A 15,211-nucleotide genomic window follows, 5' to 3' on the forward strand; every position below is an offset into this window, starting at 1 on the left:
CGGCATGCAAAGGATTATGCCTAACCCTGATGCGCCGCCGCCAACAGCTCTTTGGTATACGGATGCTGCGGCGAATCGAACACGTCGTGGCTGGCCCCGCTTTCCACCACTTTGCCATCCTTGATCACGATCATGTCGTGGGCCAGCGCTCGCACCACCGCCAGATCATGGCTGATAAACAGGTACGTCAGGCCATGCTTTTCCTGGAGGTCGCGGAGCAGGGCGACCACTTGCTTTTGCACGGTACGGTCCAGGGCCGAGGTCGGTTCATCCAGCAGGATCAGCGCCGGCTTGAGCACCAGCGCCCGGGCGATGGCGATGCGTTGCCGTTGGCCACCGGAGAACTCGTGGGGATAGCGGTGACGGCTTTGCGGGTCGAGGCCGACTTCTTCCAGCGCTCGAATCACTTCGGCTTTGCATTCTTCAGCGGTCAGTTGGCTATGCACCTCCAGCCCTTCGCTGATGATCTGCGCCACGGACATCCGAGGGCTCAAGCTGCCGAAGGGGTCCTGAAACACCACCTGCATCTTCTTGCGCCACGGCCGCAGTTGCTTTTGCGTGAGACCGTCCAGTGCCTGGCCTTGAAAACGAATACTGCCTTCGGAGTCGAGCAAGCGCAGGATCGCCTGGCCGAGGGTGGACTTGCCCGAGCCGGACTCGCCAACGATGCCCAAGGTCTTGCCGCGTTGGACATTCAGGCTGATGCCATCCACCGCGTGTAAATAGGTCTTGCGTTGGAACAGACCGCCGCCAATGGCGAATCGTACTTGCAGGTTTACAACCTCAAGCACTTTCTCGCGCTCGTCCCGGGGCAAGGCTTCGCCTTCCGGTTCAGCATTGAGCAGCACGCAGCTGTAAGGGTGCTTCGGTTCGGTGAACAGCGTTTCGCAAGAGGCCTGTTCGACGATTTCCCCGGCCTTCATCACGCACACGCGCTGGGCGATGCTGCGTACCAGATTGAGGTCATGACTGATCAGTAGCAGCGACATGCCGAGCCGCTGTTGCAGGGATTTGAGCAGCAGCAGAATCTTGCCGCTGCACGGTGACGTCGAGCGCCGTGGTCGGCTCGTCGGCGATCAGCAGCTTCGGACGGGCCGAGAGGCCGATCCCGATCAGCACGCGCTGGCGCATGCCGCCGGACAGTTGATGGGGGTAGGCCTTGAGCCGCTCCTTGGGTTTCTGGATGCCGACCAGTTCCAGCAGTTCAAGAATTCGCGCTTGCGCCACTTTGCCGGCCAAGCCTTTGTGCACCAGCAAGGTTTCGCCGATCTGCTTTTCGATGCTGTGCAGCGGGTTCAGGGAGGTCATCGGTTCCTGAAAGATCATCGCGATCCGGTTGCCGCGTAACTGACGCAAGACCTTGGCATCGGCACCGACCAGTTCCTGGCCGCGATAACGAATGCTGCCCGTGGTTTCGGTGCCCAGTTCCGGCAGCAGTTGCAGGATCGAATGGGCCGTCACCGATTTGCCCGAACCCGGACTCGCCGACGAGCGCCAGACGGTCTCGCCGGGGCGGATGTCCAGGCACAGGTTGCGCACCACGGTCTGGCCACTGAAGGCCACGCTGAGATCACGGATTTCGATCAGGTTGTCACTCATATCAATCGCCCGGCTCATAGTCGTGGATCAGGATCTTGGGTCGAAGGCATCACGCAATGCCTCGCCGATGAACACCAGCAAAGAAAGAATCAGCGCCAGGGTGAAAAACGCCGTCAGGCCCAGCCACGGCGCTTGCAGGTTCTGCTTGCCCTGGCCGATCAGTTCGCCCAATGAAGCGCTGCCTGCGGGCATGCCGAAGCCGAGAAAATCCAGGGCCGTCAGGGTCGAAATCGCACCGGTGAGGATGAACGGCAAGTAGCTCAGCGTTGCGTTCATGGCGTTCGGCAATATGTGCCGGACGATCACTTTGCGATCGCTCAGGCCCAGGGCCCGGGCAGCTTTGACGTATTCCAGGTTGCGTCCGCGCAGAAATTCGGCGCGTACCACGTCCACCAGGGCCAGCCAGGAAAATAGCGCCATGATCCCCAGCAGCCACCAGAAATTCGGTTCGACGAACCCCGACAGAATGATCAGAAGATAAAGCACCGGCAGCCCGGACCAGACTTCCAGTAAGCGCTGGCCCAGCAGATCGAGCCAGCCGCCGTAATAGCCTTGCAGCGCACCGGCGGCAATGCCGATCAACGCACTGACAAATGTCAGCATCAAGGCAAACAGAATGGACACCCGCGCGCCGAAAATCACTCGGGCCAGCACATCCCGCGCCTGGTCGTCGGTGCCCAGCCAGTTGACCTTCGTCGGCGGGCTCGGCGCGGGTTTATTCAGGTCGTAGTTAGGTGTGTCGTCACTGAACGGGATCGGCGGGAACAGCAGCCAGCCGCCGTCCTTCTGGATCAGCTTCTGTACGTAATCACTGCGGTAGTCGGCCTGGAACGGCAGTTGCCCGCCGAACTCCTGCTCGGTGTAGCGCTTGAATGCGGGGAAGTACAACGAGCCCTGGTAACTGACGATCAGCGGCTTGTCGTTGGCGATCATCTCGCCGCCGAGGGTCAGCAGAAACAACCCGATAAACAGCCACAGCGACCACCAGCCACGGCGGTTTTTCTTGAACCGTTCAAAACGGCGCCGGCCCAGCGGCGAGAGCTTGAACATCAGGCATTCCTCGCGGCGAAGTCGATGCGCGGATCGACCAGGGTGTAGCAGAGGTCGCCGACCAGTTTTATCAGCAGGCCGAACAACGTGAAGATGAACAACGAACCAAACACCACCGGGTAGTCCCGTGACACAGCTGCTTCATAGCTCATGCGGCCGAGTCCATCGAGGGAGAAAATCACCTCGATCAGCAACGAGCCGGCAAAGAACACGCTGATAAACGCCTGGGGAATCCCCGACACCACCAGCAACATCGCGTTGCGAAACACATGGCCGTACAGCACCCGGCGTTCGCTCAAGCCTTTGGCTCGGGCGGTGACCACGTACTGGCGGGTAATTTCATTGAGAAAGGAGTTTTTGGTCAGGATGGTCAGGGTGGCGAACCCGCCAATCACCAGCGCCGTAACCGGCAATACCAGGTGCCAGAAGTAATCGGCGATTTTGCCCACGGTCGACAGCGACTCGAAGTTGTCCGAGACCAGCCCTCGCACCGGGAACCAGTTCAGCGATGTGCCGCCAGCAAACACCACGATCAGGAACATGGCAAACAGGAACGCCGGCATGGCGTAGCCGATGATGATCGCGGTGCTGCTCCAGATATCGAAATGGCTGCCGTGATGCACAGCTTTGCGAATCCCCAGTGGAATCGATACCAGGTAGGTAATCAGCGTGGCCCAGAGCCCGAGGGAAATGGTCACCGGCATTTTTTCCAGAATCAGGTCGGTAACCGTGGCGCCGCGGAAGAAGCTCTTGCCAAAGTCCAGCCGCGCGTAGCTTTTAAGCATCAACCACAAGCGTTCCGGTGCCGGTTTGTCGAAACCGTACTGTTTTTCGATCTCTTTGATCAGTTGCGGATCGAGGCCTCGGCTGGCTCGGGAACTGCCGTGCAAGGTCTCGCCGGAACCTGCGCCGATACCGGCGCCGCCGATGCCTTGCAAGTGCGCGATCGCCTGTTCCACCGGGCCACCGGGGGCGGCCTGGACGATGACGAAGTTGACCAGAAGAATGATGACCAGCGTCGGAATAATCAGCAGCAGGCGCCGCAGTATGTAAGCCCACATCAGCGCGGCCCTCCGGATTTGCCGCGCTTGATCAGTTCGGCGGTCATCTGTTCGTTGGTCAGCGGGGTGGAACTCACTTCCCACCAGCTCTCGATGGCTTCGTCATTGCTCGCTTGCACGCTGGGAATGCCGAAGCGATTCCACCACACGGTCGAACTGCCGGGTGGGTAATAGTTGGGAATCCAGTAGTAGTTCCATTGCAGTACCCGGTCCAGGGCATGGGCGTAGCGCAGCATGTCGGCCTGGGTGGTGGCGCGGACCAGGCCGCTGACCAGCGTATCGACCGCCGGGTTCTTCAGCACCATGTAGTTGTTGGCGCCGGGATCGTTGGCCGCGGACGAACCGAAGTAGTTGACCAGTTCGCTACCGGGGAGGTGGTCACCGGGTAACCGGTGATGACCATGTCGTAGTCTCTGGACATCAGGCGGTTGACGTACTGGGACGAGTCGATGCGCCGAATGTTGAGGTCGATGCCGATCTGTTTCAGCGTGCGCTTGTACGGCAACAGCAATCGGTCGATGCCGTTCTGGCTGGTGAGGAAGGTAAAGCTCAGCGGCTCGCCCTGGGCATTCACTAGTTGATCGCCGTCGGGTTTCCAGCCGGCCTGTTCAAGCAAGTCCAGGGCCTGCAATTGTTTGTCGCGGATATTGCCGCTGCCGTCAGTCTTCGGTGCTTCGAAGACCTGGGTGAAGACTTCGTCGGGAATCTGCCCGCGCAACGGTTCGAGGATTGCCAGTTCAGCTGCATCCGGAAGCTTGCGCGCGGCGAGGTCGGTATTGGAAAAGAAGCTCTGCTGGCGGATGTACAGGTCGCGCATCATCTGCCGGTTGCTCCATTCGAAATCCCAGAGCATGGCCAGGGCCTGGCGGACACGGCGATCCTGGAACATCGGGTTTTGCAGGTTGAAGACGAAGCCTTGGGCAGTTTGCGGGGCTTCGGTGGCCAAGTGAGCCTTTTGCAGGCGACCGTCGCTCAGGGCCGGGCTTTCGTAACCGATGGAGTAACCGGTGGCGGAGAACTCGCGGTTGTAGTCGTAGGCACCACCGCGCAACACCTGGCGGGCGACGTCGGTATCGCCAAAGTACTCGAGGCTAAAATGATCGAAGTTATATAAGCCCCGGCTGACCGGCAGGTCCTTGCCCCACCAGTCGGCGTTGCGCTCAAACGTGATGCTGCGTCCGGCATCGACTTTGCTCACTCGATACGGGCCGCTGCCAAGTGGTGGCTCGTAACCACCGCCGCTGGCGAAGTCGCGGGTTTTCCACCAGTGCTCGGGAAAAACCGGCAGCGTCGCGATGTCCAGGGGCAGGGTACGGTTCTCGTTGCTCTTGAAGTCGAACCGAACGGTTGATGGCGACTCGACTTCGACGCCTTTGACGTCGGCGAACTGGGTGCGATAGCGCAGGCTGCCTTGGGTCATCAGCAAGTCGAAGGTGTAGCGCACGTCCTCTGCGGTGATTGGCGTGCCATCGGCGAAACGGGCCTTGGGGTTCAGGTAGAAACGCAGGGACAACCCGTCCTCGGCGCGCTCCATTTTCTGTGCTACCAGGCCATACACGGTATAGGGTTCATCGAGCGAGCGCTGAGCCAGGGGAGAATAGAGCAGGCCATCGATCTGGGTCACGCCGATGCCCTTGATCGATGTAGGGCAGGACATGGTCGAAATGACCGATTTCAATGGCCGAGCGCCGCATCGTGCCACCCTTGGGGGCTTGCGGGTTGGTGTAGGCGAAATGACTGAAACCAGTGGGATATTTCGCCGGTTCGCCGTACACGGTCAACGCGTGTTGCGGTGCAGCATTCACACCAGCGGCATTCAACAGCAGTGCCACGGCAGTGAATATCAAAGTGGGGAAAACCAGTCGCATTGTCAGCCTTAGAGCCGGGTAATCGATAACCACAATTTGTACGCTAGCGGCGCGTCACTCGCCAGCCGAATCACGTAACCAAAACACAACGGCCCACCAAATGGCGGGCCGTTATGCAGAAAACTCAGGTTTCAGATCAGTCCTGACGGCTGGTCACTTCCAGCAGGTGATAACCAAACTGGGTTTTAACCGGGCCTTGCACCACGTTGATCGGTGCGCTGAAGACCACGGTGTCGAATTCCTTGACCATCTGGCCTGGACCGAACGAACCCAGGTCTCCGCCCTGACGGCTGGACGGGCAAGTAGAGTTAGCCTTGGCAACTTCGGCGAAATCAGCGCCGCCTTCGATTTGGGCCTTGAGTTCGCTGCACTTGGCTTCGCTGGCAACAAGGATGTGACGGGCAGTGGCTTTAGCCATGGGAAAATTCTCCATTCAATGTTCAGTAAAGTGCTGAGCCTACCGGATTCAGTAGCCTATTTCTTCTCAAAGTTCCATCGCAGGCGGGCGAGCGGTAGTGCATCTATATACAGAAAGGGATTAGAGGCCGGCATTTCTCAAGCGCTCGGCGTGCAGCACGTACAACTCGATCGGGTCGACGCCTTTGCAGATTCGACCGGCGGTCTGGCGCAGGCTATCCATGTGATCCATTGGATAGTCGGAGCGGATCACCTTGCCCAGGTGGGAACTGAAGCGACCAACCAACCCGTCGTTTTGCCCGGCCTCGGTGATGAAATACTCGGAAAAAGCCCGGCAAAAGGCGTGTGCCGGATCGAGAGCGCCAAGTCCTTCATCAAGGATGTTCCCTTGCAGGATGCCGCTCCAGGAGTAGTACCGCACGCCATTGACCAGTTCGCGGCCCTTGCCCCCCAGGTTTTTGGCAAGCCTTGAGGGTATTTGTCGTTGAATGCGCCGACGCCTTCGGTGGTCAGCGCGTTAAGCGCGGCAATCGCGTTTTGCGGCAACTGGTGGTTACCGCTTAGCAACGACAGGAAGTCAGCAAACAAGGTCGCGACCTTTCTTGCCACATGCTCGGGCAAACGCGCGGGGGTGAGGGCTTTGCGCAAGAAATCCGCCAACTCCGAGCCATGGTTAGGGCCGCTGACAGACGTCACCGACGCCACCAACTCTGGCGCAACTGCGGCCGCGTAACGCGCAGCCAATGCGCCCTGGCTGTGCCCGATCAGGTTGACCTGGCTCGCATCGGTTCCCTCCAGGACCCGTTCGATCTGTGCCAAAAGCTGTTCGCCGCGTACTTCGTTGCTGTGGGTGGCTGAGAGGTGGGGAACGAAGACTCTGGCGCCATGGCTTCGAAGGGCGCGTTTGACGTCATGGAACAGTTCAAACTTGCCAATGCGGTCGAAGCCGAAGAGTCCATGTACCAGCAGGATTGGGTGTTGAGTTGTCGCATTCCGTTGCATGTTAGTGCCTTTTTCGCAGAAGTTTGTGGATGTGCAATAGCGCCCACTCTAAAACACTCCCGTGGCCTGGCGATGTATGAAAAAGCCGCTGTAGTCGGAGGAAAGCGGCATAGGAAAAGTACGAAATTTCGGAACTGTACGAAGCCTGGATCGGAACATTTCGACATCTTTTTGTGCAGTCAGGACTGATTCTCACCAATGGCCTACTTAGAGATCAGCATTTTTCCCGACCATGTGACGCGATCACCTGACATCGCCTCGCTCGGCGATGGGCTTAAATAGGCTTCGCTCGACGTCGACCTGCGGGACGGCGTTTATTTCCACGGACTGGAGTGTATGAATGACCTCACATGAAGTAGCTGCAGACACCTGTACAAAGTCTTTGATGCTGGCACCGCTGTTGGCGCAGGCGGATAACGGAGTTCTCGACCCAGCCTGTAAAAAAGCGGTCGTGAAGGTCATGCCTTATGCAGGCATGGCCAACGGAGACAGGCTGGTATTGCATTGGTCTGGTCTCGACGCCGAGGGGCAGGCCTATCGGCATGAAGCTACGCGTTATGTCAGTCAAACGCAGGTCGGCAAAGATGTCGTCTTCATCGTCGGCGGCGAACACATCGGCGCACTGGATGGCGGTTCACTGGAAGTCTTTTACACGCTCAGTAGCCGTTCCTTGCCCACGCCGGTGCAGTCACCGCAGTTGCAGTTGAATGTCGGTGATGTCCGATACGAGTTATTGCCGGTAGTCGCTAATGACGCTGTGGGCGGGACGCTCGACCCGAATAGAGCGGATGAAGGGACACGCGTAACGATTCGACCTTATGCGCGGATGGCGGCGGGCGATCGGGTCGTGCTGTCCTGGGAAGGCACTACACCACAAACGAGCTTCAGCGACCGGCTGAATATCGAATCCTTTGCGGTGGGGCACGAACTTTCGTTCTGGGTGAATCCCGAGTTCATTGCGCCGGCTCTCGGATCGTCGGTGAAGATCATTTATTGCATTGAACAGCATGGGCAGGCGCCGCTTTATTCGCAATTGATGCAGTTGTCCATCGGCCCGCTGGAACGAGCGCCTCTGTCGGCTCCCATCGTATTGGAAGCCGAAGAGGGCTGGCTGGATCTGCAGGATTCGATCGACGGTGTCACCATCGTGATTGACGACGCCCGGACAGAGGAGGGTGAGCTGGTCTATCTGAAGTGCGATGGCGTCAACTTCAGTCACCGGGACGAACGTGAGATTTCCCGGGAAATGGCCGGTGAACCACTGGTGTTCATTGTTCCTTACCGGTTCTGGAGAGAACATCAGGGCTCGACGATCCGCGTTGGTTATGCGGTCGAACGGCTCGACGATGTGAGCCAGCTATCAGACGTGGCCCTGGTGCAGGTGCAGGGCTAAGTCGTTTCGGGAGACTGCGCGGCTCTCCAGTCTTCGCTTGAAGACTGGAAGAAGCCGTTGGTCATACTGGTTGTCGTGTGCGGTGCTGTGTCCGAAGCCGGTCGGCGGCTTGGCGCAGCAACTGTTCCGTCCCGGTCCAGCCGAGGCAGCCATCCGTTACAGATACACCGTACTGCAAGGATGAACCCAACGGTTGGCAGCCTTCGAACAGGTGACTTTCAATCATCATGCCGATCAGTGTGCGATCACCTTGCAGTCGCTGTTCGAGCACGTCGTTGAATACTGCTGGCTGGCGCAATGGATCTTTGCCGCTGTTGGCATGACTGCAATCGACCATGATCCGTGCCGGGATCTTCAGTTTGGTCAGGTCGTGGTTAATCCGGGCGACGCTGTCACGGTCGTAGTTAGGTCCGCGATGCCCGCCGCGCAATACCAGGTGGGTATCAGGATTGCCTGGGGTTTGAATGATTGCAGGATGCCCCTGGCTATCGACCCCGAAATGTCGATGGGGGTGAGCTGCCGAGCGCATCGCATCGCTGGCAACCGTGACACCGCCATCGGTGCCGTTCTTGAAGACCCACTGGCATGTTCAGGCCGCTGGCCATTTCCCGGTGGATCTGCGATTCGGTGGTACGTGCACCAATGGCGACCCAACTGAGCAAGTCGTCGAAGTAGCCGGCGGCCATCGGTTGCAACAGTTCGGTGGCAATTGGCAAACCGAGACGAAGCATTTCTCGCATCAGCTCGCGAGACAGGGTCAGGCCACCGGCCATGTCGTCGCTGCCATCAAGGCGCGGATCGTAGGCCAGGCCTTTCCAGCCAACCGTGGTGCGAGGCTTTTCGACGTAGGCACGCATCACCAGGAGCATTTCATCACTGACATCGGCGGCCAGGCGCGCAAGGTTCGCGGCGTATTCGAGGGCTGATTGTGGGTCGTGAATAGAGCAGGGGCCGACGATGACCAGCAGACGGGAATCTTCACCGTTGAGGATCGCGCGGACCGCATCGCGGTGGGCGGCGACTTGCCGGGTCAGGGCGTTGCTGAGTGGCAATTGCTGTTTGAGTTGCAATGAGCTGGGCAGACGCAGAGTCAGCGCTTCATTGGCAGGGCTCAGGGTGGACAGTGGCAGAGCAGAGGCGGACGAGTTCATATTCAGGCTTCCTGGGCTGGCAGCGGGTTCGTTCCCGCGTGCTCGGCCCTACTGGGGTGTTCGACAATTGGCCGGATTGGCTGCGTGTGTGTGCTTGCCACCTGTGGGTGACCGATCGGAGGCGGCAGGCTGTCCCGAGCGGAGGCTGGTAAATCGCCAGGCGGTAAAACTGTCGTAACGGTAATAAGTGGCGTAGTTCATTTTCTAAATCCTCAGATGTTTGGTGTGTCGCTAAAAATGTGCAGGGGCTGAAAAAACAAAACCCCCGGTCGGGAAGCCGACCGGGGGTTGAGAATTCTCTGGTGGCGACCCGTTTAAAGTGGGCGCCGTGTGGGTATCAGGCGCGCCAGTGGCTAAACCAATACCCAAAATAAAAGCTTGCCGGAGCACAAACGTCATTCACCCGGGCAGCCGCCACCGAGCGCAGGGCGCTGACGGTACGAAGCTGTGAGAGGGCGTTGAACATGGTCTGTCTCCGATGAATGCGCCGAGCTTACTCGAGGGCGGTAGGCGGATTCAATCAGAAAATGCTATCGAGTACTGACGGTGCTTTCTATCGCTTGAGTGCCTGTAGGGTTGTGACACACTTCGTGTTTCGCAAAAGCACACTGTCACAAGGACGCGTCATGACAACCCTGACCATCGCTGCGGCTCAATCGATCTCCATCGCCGGTGACCTTGCCGCCAATATTGCCTGGCACCGGCGCTTTATGCAGATAGCTGCGGAACAAGGTGTGCAACTGCTGGTTTTTCCGGAGTTATCGCTGACCGGTTATGAGCGTGGTCTGGCCGCAGAGTTGGCCATTACCCCGCAGGCCGGCATATTACAGTCGTTGCGAGATTTCGCGCGGGAGATCGGTGTGACGACTGTTGTCGGGATGCCGATTCGTCTGTCAGACGATTCGCCGGTTTTGATCGGGGCTTTGGTTCTGGGCGCGGATGGCTCGCTTGGGGTTTACAGCAAGCAGCATTTGCACCCTGGCGAAGAGGTCGCGTTTGCGCCGGGGGCCGGCGGCTCGACACTCTGGGTCGGTGCTGACACTGTCGCGCTGGCGGTATGCGCCGATTTTTCTCATGCAAGTCATGCGGCCGCGGCGGCAGAGCAGGGGGCGGACATCTATGCTGCAGGCGTGCTGATTACTGAAAAAGGCTACGCTGCGGATACAACGCTGCTTCAGGGCTATGCCAATAAACATTCAATGGTGGTGCTGATGGCCAACCATGGAGGGACTACGGGTGGCTGGGAGTCGGCCGGGCGCAGCGCCATTTGGGCGGCGGACGGTTCGCTGATTGGCATCGCGCCGGGTAAGGGCAACTTGATGGTCATCGCCCGCCGCAACGCCGATGGCTGGAAAGCGCAAATTGTGACCGTTTCGGAGCGTTGAATGGTTTTCGAATTACGCCCGGCGACATCCCGGGATCTGGGCTTCGCTCGGGACCTGACCTGTCAAAACATGTTGCGCTATTACATTCAGCACGACCTGCTGTGGCTCGACGAGGCGTTCGATGTGGCCTGGGCGGGGCGGGAAAACTGGTTGATTGTGCAGGACGACGTTGCGGTGGGCTTTTTCAGCCTGAGTCGTGATGCCAAGGCCCTATACATCCGCGAACTGCACTTGGCTGAAGCCTTTCAGGGGCAGGGCGCAGGTTCCTGGGTGATCGATCAGGTATGGACCATGACGTGCGCAGAGCGTAGGCCCGCGTTACGCCTGACCGTTTTCAAAAATAATCCGGCGCAGTCGCTGTATCAGCGAAAGGGCTTGGAGGTGGTCGGCGAGGACGAGTATTTCCTGAGAATGCAGCGCGAAGTCGATGTCCCTTGTCGCTGAAACGCACAGACGGCAAGCCCCCAAAGATGAATTGAAACTTTTTATATGTCGCTTGACGCTAGGTCTGCCAGTTGCTTTTTGCTAAGGTGTTCGGCAACCCAATACGACCATATCGCGAGGTGTCTGCTTGATTAGGGTGCTAGTAGTCGATGACCATGATCTCGTTCGTACAGGCATTACACGAATGCTGGCTGACATCGATGGCCTGCAAGTAGTCGGCCAGGCCGAGTCAGGGGAGGAATCCCTGCTCAAGGCGCGTGAGTTGAAACCCGATGTGGTTCTGATGGACGTCAAGATGCCCGGGATCGGCGGTCTTGAAGCCACGCGAAAATTGCTGCGCAGTCATCCCGACATCAAGGTTGTCGCGGTCACTGTGTGTGAAGAAGATCCGTTTCCTACACGGTTGTTGCAGGCCGGTGCGGCGGGCTATCTGACCAAGGGCGCAGGTTTGCCGGAAATGGTCCAGGCCATTCGGCTGGTGTTTGCCGGGCAACGCTACATCAGCCCGCAAATCGCCCAGCAATTGGCGATCAAATCGTTCCAGCCGACCAACGATTCGCCGTTCGACGCATTGTCAGAGCGTGAGATCCAGATCGCCTTGATGATTGTCGGCTGTCAGAAGGTTCAGATCATTTCCGACAAACTTTGCCTCTCGCCAAAAACCGTGAATACCTACCGTTACCGCATTTTCGAGAAGCTTTCGATCAGCAGCGACGTCGAACTGACGCTATTGGCGGTTCGTCACGGCATGGTTGATGCCAATCTCTGAAAATGACTGAAGTCTTCGATCCGAGTGCCTTCCTGTCGACCGTGAGCGGACGCCCCGGCGTTTATCGCATGTTCGACAGCGATGCGCGCCTGCTCTACGTCGGCAAGGCCAAGAATCTCAAGAAGCGCTTGGCGAGTTATTTTCGAAAAACCGGGCTTGCGCCCAAGACCGCCGCGCTGGTGGGCCGTATCGCCCAGATCGAAACCACGATCACGGCCAATGAAACCGAAGCGTTGTTGCTTGAGCAGACGCTGATCAAGGAATGGCGTCCGCCCTACAACATTCTGCTGCGCGACGACAAATCCTATCCTTACGTCTTTCTATCGGATGGCCAGTTTCCGCGCTTGAGCATCCACCGGGGTGCAAAAAAGGCCAAGGGCAAGTATTTCGGCCCTTATCCAAGTGCAGGTGCCATTCGAGAAAGCCTGAGTTTGCTGCAAAAGACCTTTTTCGTTCGCCAATGCGAAGACAGCTATTACAAGAACCGCACGCGGCCTTGCCTGCAATACCAGATCAAGCGCTGCAAGGCACCGTGTGTCGGGCTGGTGGAGCCGCAGGTGTATGCGGAGGACGTACGACACTCGGTGATGTTCCTTGAGGGGCGCAGCAACGCGCTGACGGACGAGTTGTCTGCAGGGATGGAGGAGGCTGCGATCAACCTCGAGTTTGAGCGTGCGGCCGAATTGAGAGACCAGATTTCATTGCTGCGCCGGGTCCAGGACCAGCAAAGCATGGAAGGTGGAACCGGCGATATCGATGTGATCGCCGCGTTCATCAATCCGGGCGGCGCCTGTGTTCACTTGATCAGCGTGCGTGGCGGCCGGGTACTGGGCAGCAAGAATTTCTTCCCGCAAGTGGGTATTGAAGAAGACGTTTCCGAAGTCATGGCTGCATTTTTGGGCCAGTACTTCATCAGCAGTCCTGAACGGGATTTGCCGAGCGAGTTGATCGTCAACGTGGTCCACGATGATTTCCCGGTCCTGATCGCCGCCATCGACGAGCTGCGCGGGCGCGAATTGTCCATCAGTCACCGGGTGCGCGGTACGCGAGCGCGCTGGCAGCAACTGGCGGTCACTAATGCCGAGCAAGCCTTAAGCGCGCGACTGGCCAATCGTCAGCATGTCGCCGCGCGTTTCGATGCTCTGGCGCAAGTACTGAACCTGGATGAGCCGCCACAGCGCCTTGAATGTTATGACATCAGCCACTCCAGCGGTGAAGCCACTGTGGCATCCTGCGTGGTGTTCGGTCCGGAAGGCCCGATCAAGTCTGACTACCGTCGGTATAACATCGAGGGTGTGACACCCGGCGACGACTACGCCGCAATGCATCAGGCTCTGACCCGACGCTTCAGTAAACTGAAGGACGGCGAGGGCAAGTTGCCGGACATCCTGCTGGTGGACGGGGGCAAAGGTCAGCTGTCCATGGCCCGGGACGTACTCAATGAACTGGCAGTGCCTGATCTGATTTTGTTGGGCGTGGCCAAGGGCGCGACGCGCAAGGCCGGTTTCGAAACCTTGTACCTGAATGACGCTGCACATGAATTCACGCTGCGCGGTGATTCCCCCGCGCTGCACTTGATCCAGCAGATTCGCGACGAAGCCCACCGTTTCGCCATTACCGGGCACCGGGCGCGGCGGGGAAAACCCGTCGTACCTCAACGCTTGAAGGCGTTGCGGGTGTCGGGCCGACACGTCGGCGCGATTTGTTGAAACATTTTGGTGGATTGCAGGAGCTGTCTCGTGCCAGCATCGAAGAGATCGCCAAAGCACCCGGGATCAGTAAAAAGCTCGCTGAGTCGATTTATGCAAATCTGCACAGCGAGTAGAATGCCTACTTGGTGACACATGAGGTTTAACCCAATGAATTCAGGGGTTTGACCATGCTGCACACCACCTCAACGACCCAAAGTGTTAGAACAGTGTTAGACCTTGCGTGTCCCTATCTGTATAGGCGTCAAGGTCGGTACACCCTCAGAGTCCGCCCAATGGGCTCGAAGAGAACCTGCACAATCTCCCTCAAGACAACCCACAGGCAAACCGCATTGGCTACGGCTTCACATCTCCTTGGCACACTCAGAGCGTTCCACCTCGACAATCCCGAAAAGACTTGGCCTGAGCTTAAGGGGCATCTTCAAGACATTGCGGAAGGCGTCCTACAGACTGGCTCTGTTTGGGACCAGATGGGCGGCTCGGGTCGAATCTATGCGGATGTGCGTTCTGACCTCAATGAAATCGCCTGTGGCGTCTGGCTGATCGCATGGCTGACGAAGTGGTTATTCGTCCTCACAAAGTGTCCAACCTCGACACCAAAGCTTTCGGCGTAGGTGTGAAGATGCTCATGCAGTTCAAGAGTTTTCTCGTGAAGTCGCTCAATGAGCGCCTGATGCGCGGTGTGAATGAGGCCCGCATGAATGGCCGGGTGATGGATCAGACCTACACAGCAGCTCTGTCGGCCCTGGCTGGCGGGAGCTTCTACGCCTCTACTGCCTACTTGAAAGCTCAGATGATGCCTACACATAGCCGGAAGCAGTACCTAAAAGACGCCCTTGATCCCAACATGATTGCCTATGCGGCTCTGACTCGTGGGTCGTACCTCGGAACTCCCTTTGGCCTGGCTAACATCGTAGCTGCACCATTGGGCTTTGATCAGGCGGCGATGGTGCGAACTTCGATTCTTCCTGAGGCAGCTCGCAAGAGGGACCCAAAGGAGAAAGCATGGTTGTATGGTCTGAGCGACATCGACAAGCCCGGTGAGATTCTTACAGGTGCCCTGAAGCAGGTTCCAGCGGCTGGCTTGGTTAGCAGTGCTGCGCAGGTCGGCTACAACCTTGCAGGCCTTGCAGGAACCATTAACAGTCCCGATATGGCCCAGCAATACCGAACGGGAGTCTTCAACGGATTCCGGGGGTTGATACCCAACGATCCTGTGAGCCAGCGAGCGACCGTTGAGATGTTTGAGCGGTGGGGCATCGACACCACGAAGTAAATCGCCGTGACTTCAAAGGGGACCTTAACGGGTTCCCTATTTTTTTAGAATGGCCACCTCTGAGAGGCCCGGCCTATAAGGCCTCCA

9 protein-coding genes and 5 pseudogenes are annotated in these 15,211 nt (G+C 58.2%); 6 read left to right on the forward strand and 8 right to left on the reverse strand.

The features are described from left to right. Positions 1-20: 20 nt before the first annotated feature. The 6 genes and pseudogenes from RHM58_RS23680 to RHM58_RS23705 all read right to left on the reverse strand — a co-directional run bounded on the left by RHM58_RS23680 (position 21) and on the right by RHM58_RS23705 (position 6,997). Positions 21-1,599 (reverse strand): annotated as a pseudogene (locus RHM58_RS23680) (ABC transporter ATP-binding protein). 27 nt (positions 1,600-1,626) lie between these two features. Continuing rightward, positions 1,627-2,649 (reverse strand): ABC transporter permease, encoded by a 1,023-nt coding sequence (locus RHM58_RS23685; protein ID WP_322268334.1) that lies wholly within the window; start codon positions 2,647-2,649, stop codon positions 1,627-1,629. After that, entirely contained in the window at positions 2,649-3,710 is a 1,062-nt protein-coding gene (locus RHM58_RS23690) for a microcin C ABC transporter permease YejB (protein ID WP_201204011.1), read from the reverse strand. The genes RHM58_RS23685 and RHM58_RS23690 overlap by 1 nt, the downstream gene beginning before the upstream one ends. After that, a pseudogene (locus RHM58_RS23695) lies at positions 3,710-5,578 on the reverse strand (extracellular solute-binding protein). Before RHM58_RS23695 ends, RHM58_RS23690 begins: the two are co-directional and overlap by 1 nt. Positions 5,579-5,714: 136 nt before the next feature. After that, positions 5,715-5,996, reverse strand: a complete 282-nt coding sequence (locus RHM58_RS23700) for a peptidylprolyl isomerase (protein ID WP_201204009.1) — start codon at positions 5,994-5,996, stop codon at positions 5,715-5,717. Positions 5,997-6,116: 120 nt separating this feature from the next. Next, positions 6,117-6,997: pseudogene (locus RHM58_RS23705) on the reverse strand (esterase/lipase family protein). 340 nt (positions 6,998-7,337) lie between these two features. Between RHM58_RS23705 and RHM58_RS23710 the strand changes: the two are divergent. Then, positions 7,338-8,390 (forward strand): hypothetical protein, encoded by a 1,053-nt coding sequence (locus RHM58_RS23710; RefSeq protein WP_322268335.1) that lies wholly within the window; start codon positions 7,338-7,340, stop codon positions 8,388-8,390. Positions 8,391-8,451: 61 nt separating this feature from the next. Here RHM58_RS23710 and RHM58_RS23715 read toward each other — a convergent pair. Together RHM58_RS23715 and RHM58_RS23720 are read right to left on the reverse strand one after the other, a co-directional pair. Continuing rightward, positions 8,452-9,541: pseudogene (locus tag RHM58_RS23715) on the reverse strand (3-deoxy-7-phosphoheptulonate synthase). A gap of 337 nt (positions 9,542-9,878) precedes the next feature. Further along, positions 9,879-10,007 (reverse strand): hypothetical protein, encoded by a 129-nt coding sequence (locus tag RHM58_RS23720; protein ID WP_277952909.1) that lies wholly within the window; start codon positions 10,005-10,007, stop codon positions 9,879-9,881. Positions 10,008-10,167: 160 nt separating this feature from the next. Between RHM58_RS23720 and RHM58_RS23725 the strand changes: the two genes are divergently transcribed. The 5 genes and pseudogenes from RHM58_RS23725 to RHM58_RS23745 all read left to right on the forward strand — a co-directional run bounded on the left by RHM58_RS23725 (position 10,168) and on the right by RHM58_RS23745 (position 15,124). Beyond that, positions 10,168-10,926 carry a carbon-nitrogen hydrolase family protein gene (locus RHM58_RS23725; RefSeq protein ID WP_201256883.1) on the forward strand — a complete coding sequence of 253 codons (759 nt, stop codon included), beginning with the start codon at positions 10,168-10,170 and terminating at the stop codon, positions 10,924-10,926. Further along, positions 10,927-11,370: a GNAT family N-acetyltransferase gene (locus RHM58_RS23730; RefSeq protein ID WP_322268336.1), complete on the forward strand. Its 444-nt coding sequence runs from the start codon at positions 10,927-10,929 to the stop codon at positions 11,368-11,370. A gap of 127 nt (positions 11,371-11,497) precedes the next feature. Then, positions 11,498-12,139, forward strand: coding sequence for a UvrY/SirA/GacA family response regulator transcription factor (gene uvrY, locus RHM58_RS23735; protein ID WP_082356623.1), 642 nt, complete (start codon positions 11,498-11,500; stop codon positions 12,137-12,139). Positions 12,140-12,141: 2 nt separating this feature from the next. After that, a pseudogene (gene uvrC, locus RHM58_RS23740) lies at positions 12,142-13,964 on the forward strand (excinuclease ABC subunit UvrC). A 431-nt stretch (positions 13,965-14,395) separates the two neighbouring features. Beyond that, positions 14,396-15,124 carry a hypothetical protein gene (locus tag RHM58_RS23745; RefSeq protein ID WP_322268337.1) on the forward strand — a complete coding sequence of 243 codons (729 nt, stop codon included), beginning with the start codon at positions 14,396-14,398 and terminating at the stop codon, positions 15,122-15,124. Positions 15,125-15,211 lie beyond the last annotated feature (87 nt).

It is taken from the genome of Pseudomonas sp. 10S4 (assembly GCF_034344865.1).
Classification (GTDB): Bacteria; Pseudomonadota; Gammaproteobacteria; order Pseudomonadales; family Pseudomonadaceae; genus Aquipseudomonas.

Excerpts from the sequence above, each read along its gene's own strand:
- RHM58_RS23690 (WP_201204011.1), bottom strand. The coding sequence starts at position 3,710 with ATGTGGGCTTACATACTGCGGCGCCTGCTGCTGATTATTCCGACGCTG.
- RHM58_RS23685 (WP_322268334.1), bottom strand. The coding sequence starts at position 2,649 with ATGTTCAAGCTCTCGCCGCTGGGCCGGCGCCGTTTTGAACGGTTCAAG.
- RHM58_RS23710 (WP_322268335.1), top strand. The coding sequence starts at position 7,338 with ATGACCTCACATGAAGTAGCTGCAGACACCTGTACAAAGTCTTTGATG.
- RHM58_RS23745 (WP_322268337.1), top strand. The coding sequence starts at position 14,396 with ATGGCTGACGAAGTGGTTATTCGTCCTCACAAAGTGTCCAACCTCGAC.
- RHM58_RS23720 (WP_277952909.1), bottom strand. The coding sequence starts at position 10,007 with ATGTTCAACGCCCTCTCACAGCTTCGTACCGTCAGCGCCCTGCGCTCG.
- RHM58_RS23725 (WP_201256883.1), top strand. The coding sequence starts at position 10,168 with ATGACAACCCTGACCATCGCTGCGGCTCAATCGATCTCCATCGCCGGT.
- RHM58_RS23730 (WP_322268336.1), top strand. The coding sequence starts at position 10,927 with ATGGTTTTCGAATTACGCCCGGCGACATCCCGGGATCTGGGCTTCGCT.
- RHM58_RS23700 (WP_201204009.1), bottom strand. The coding sequence starts at position 5,996 with ATGGCTAAAGCCACTGCCCGTCACATCCTTGTTGCCAGCGAAGCCAAG.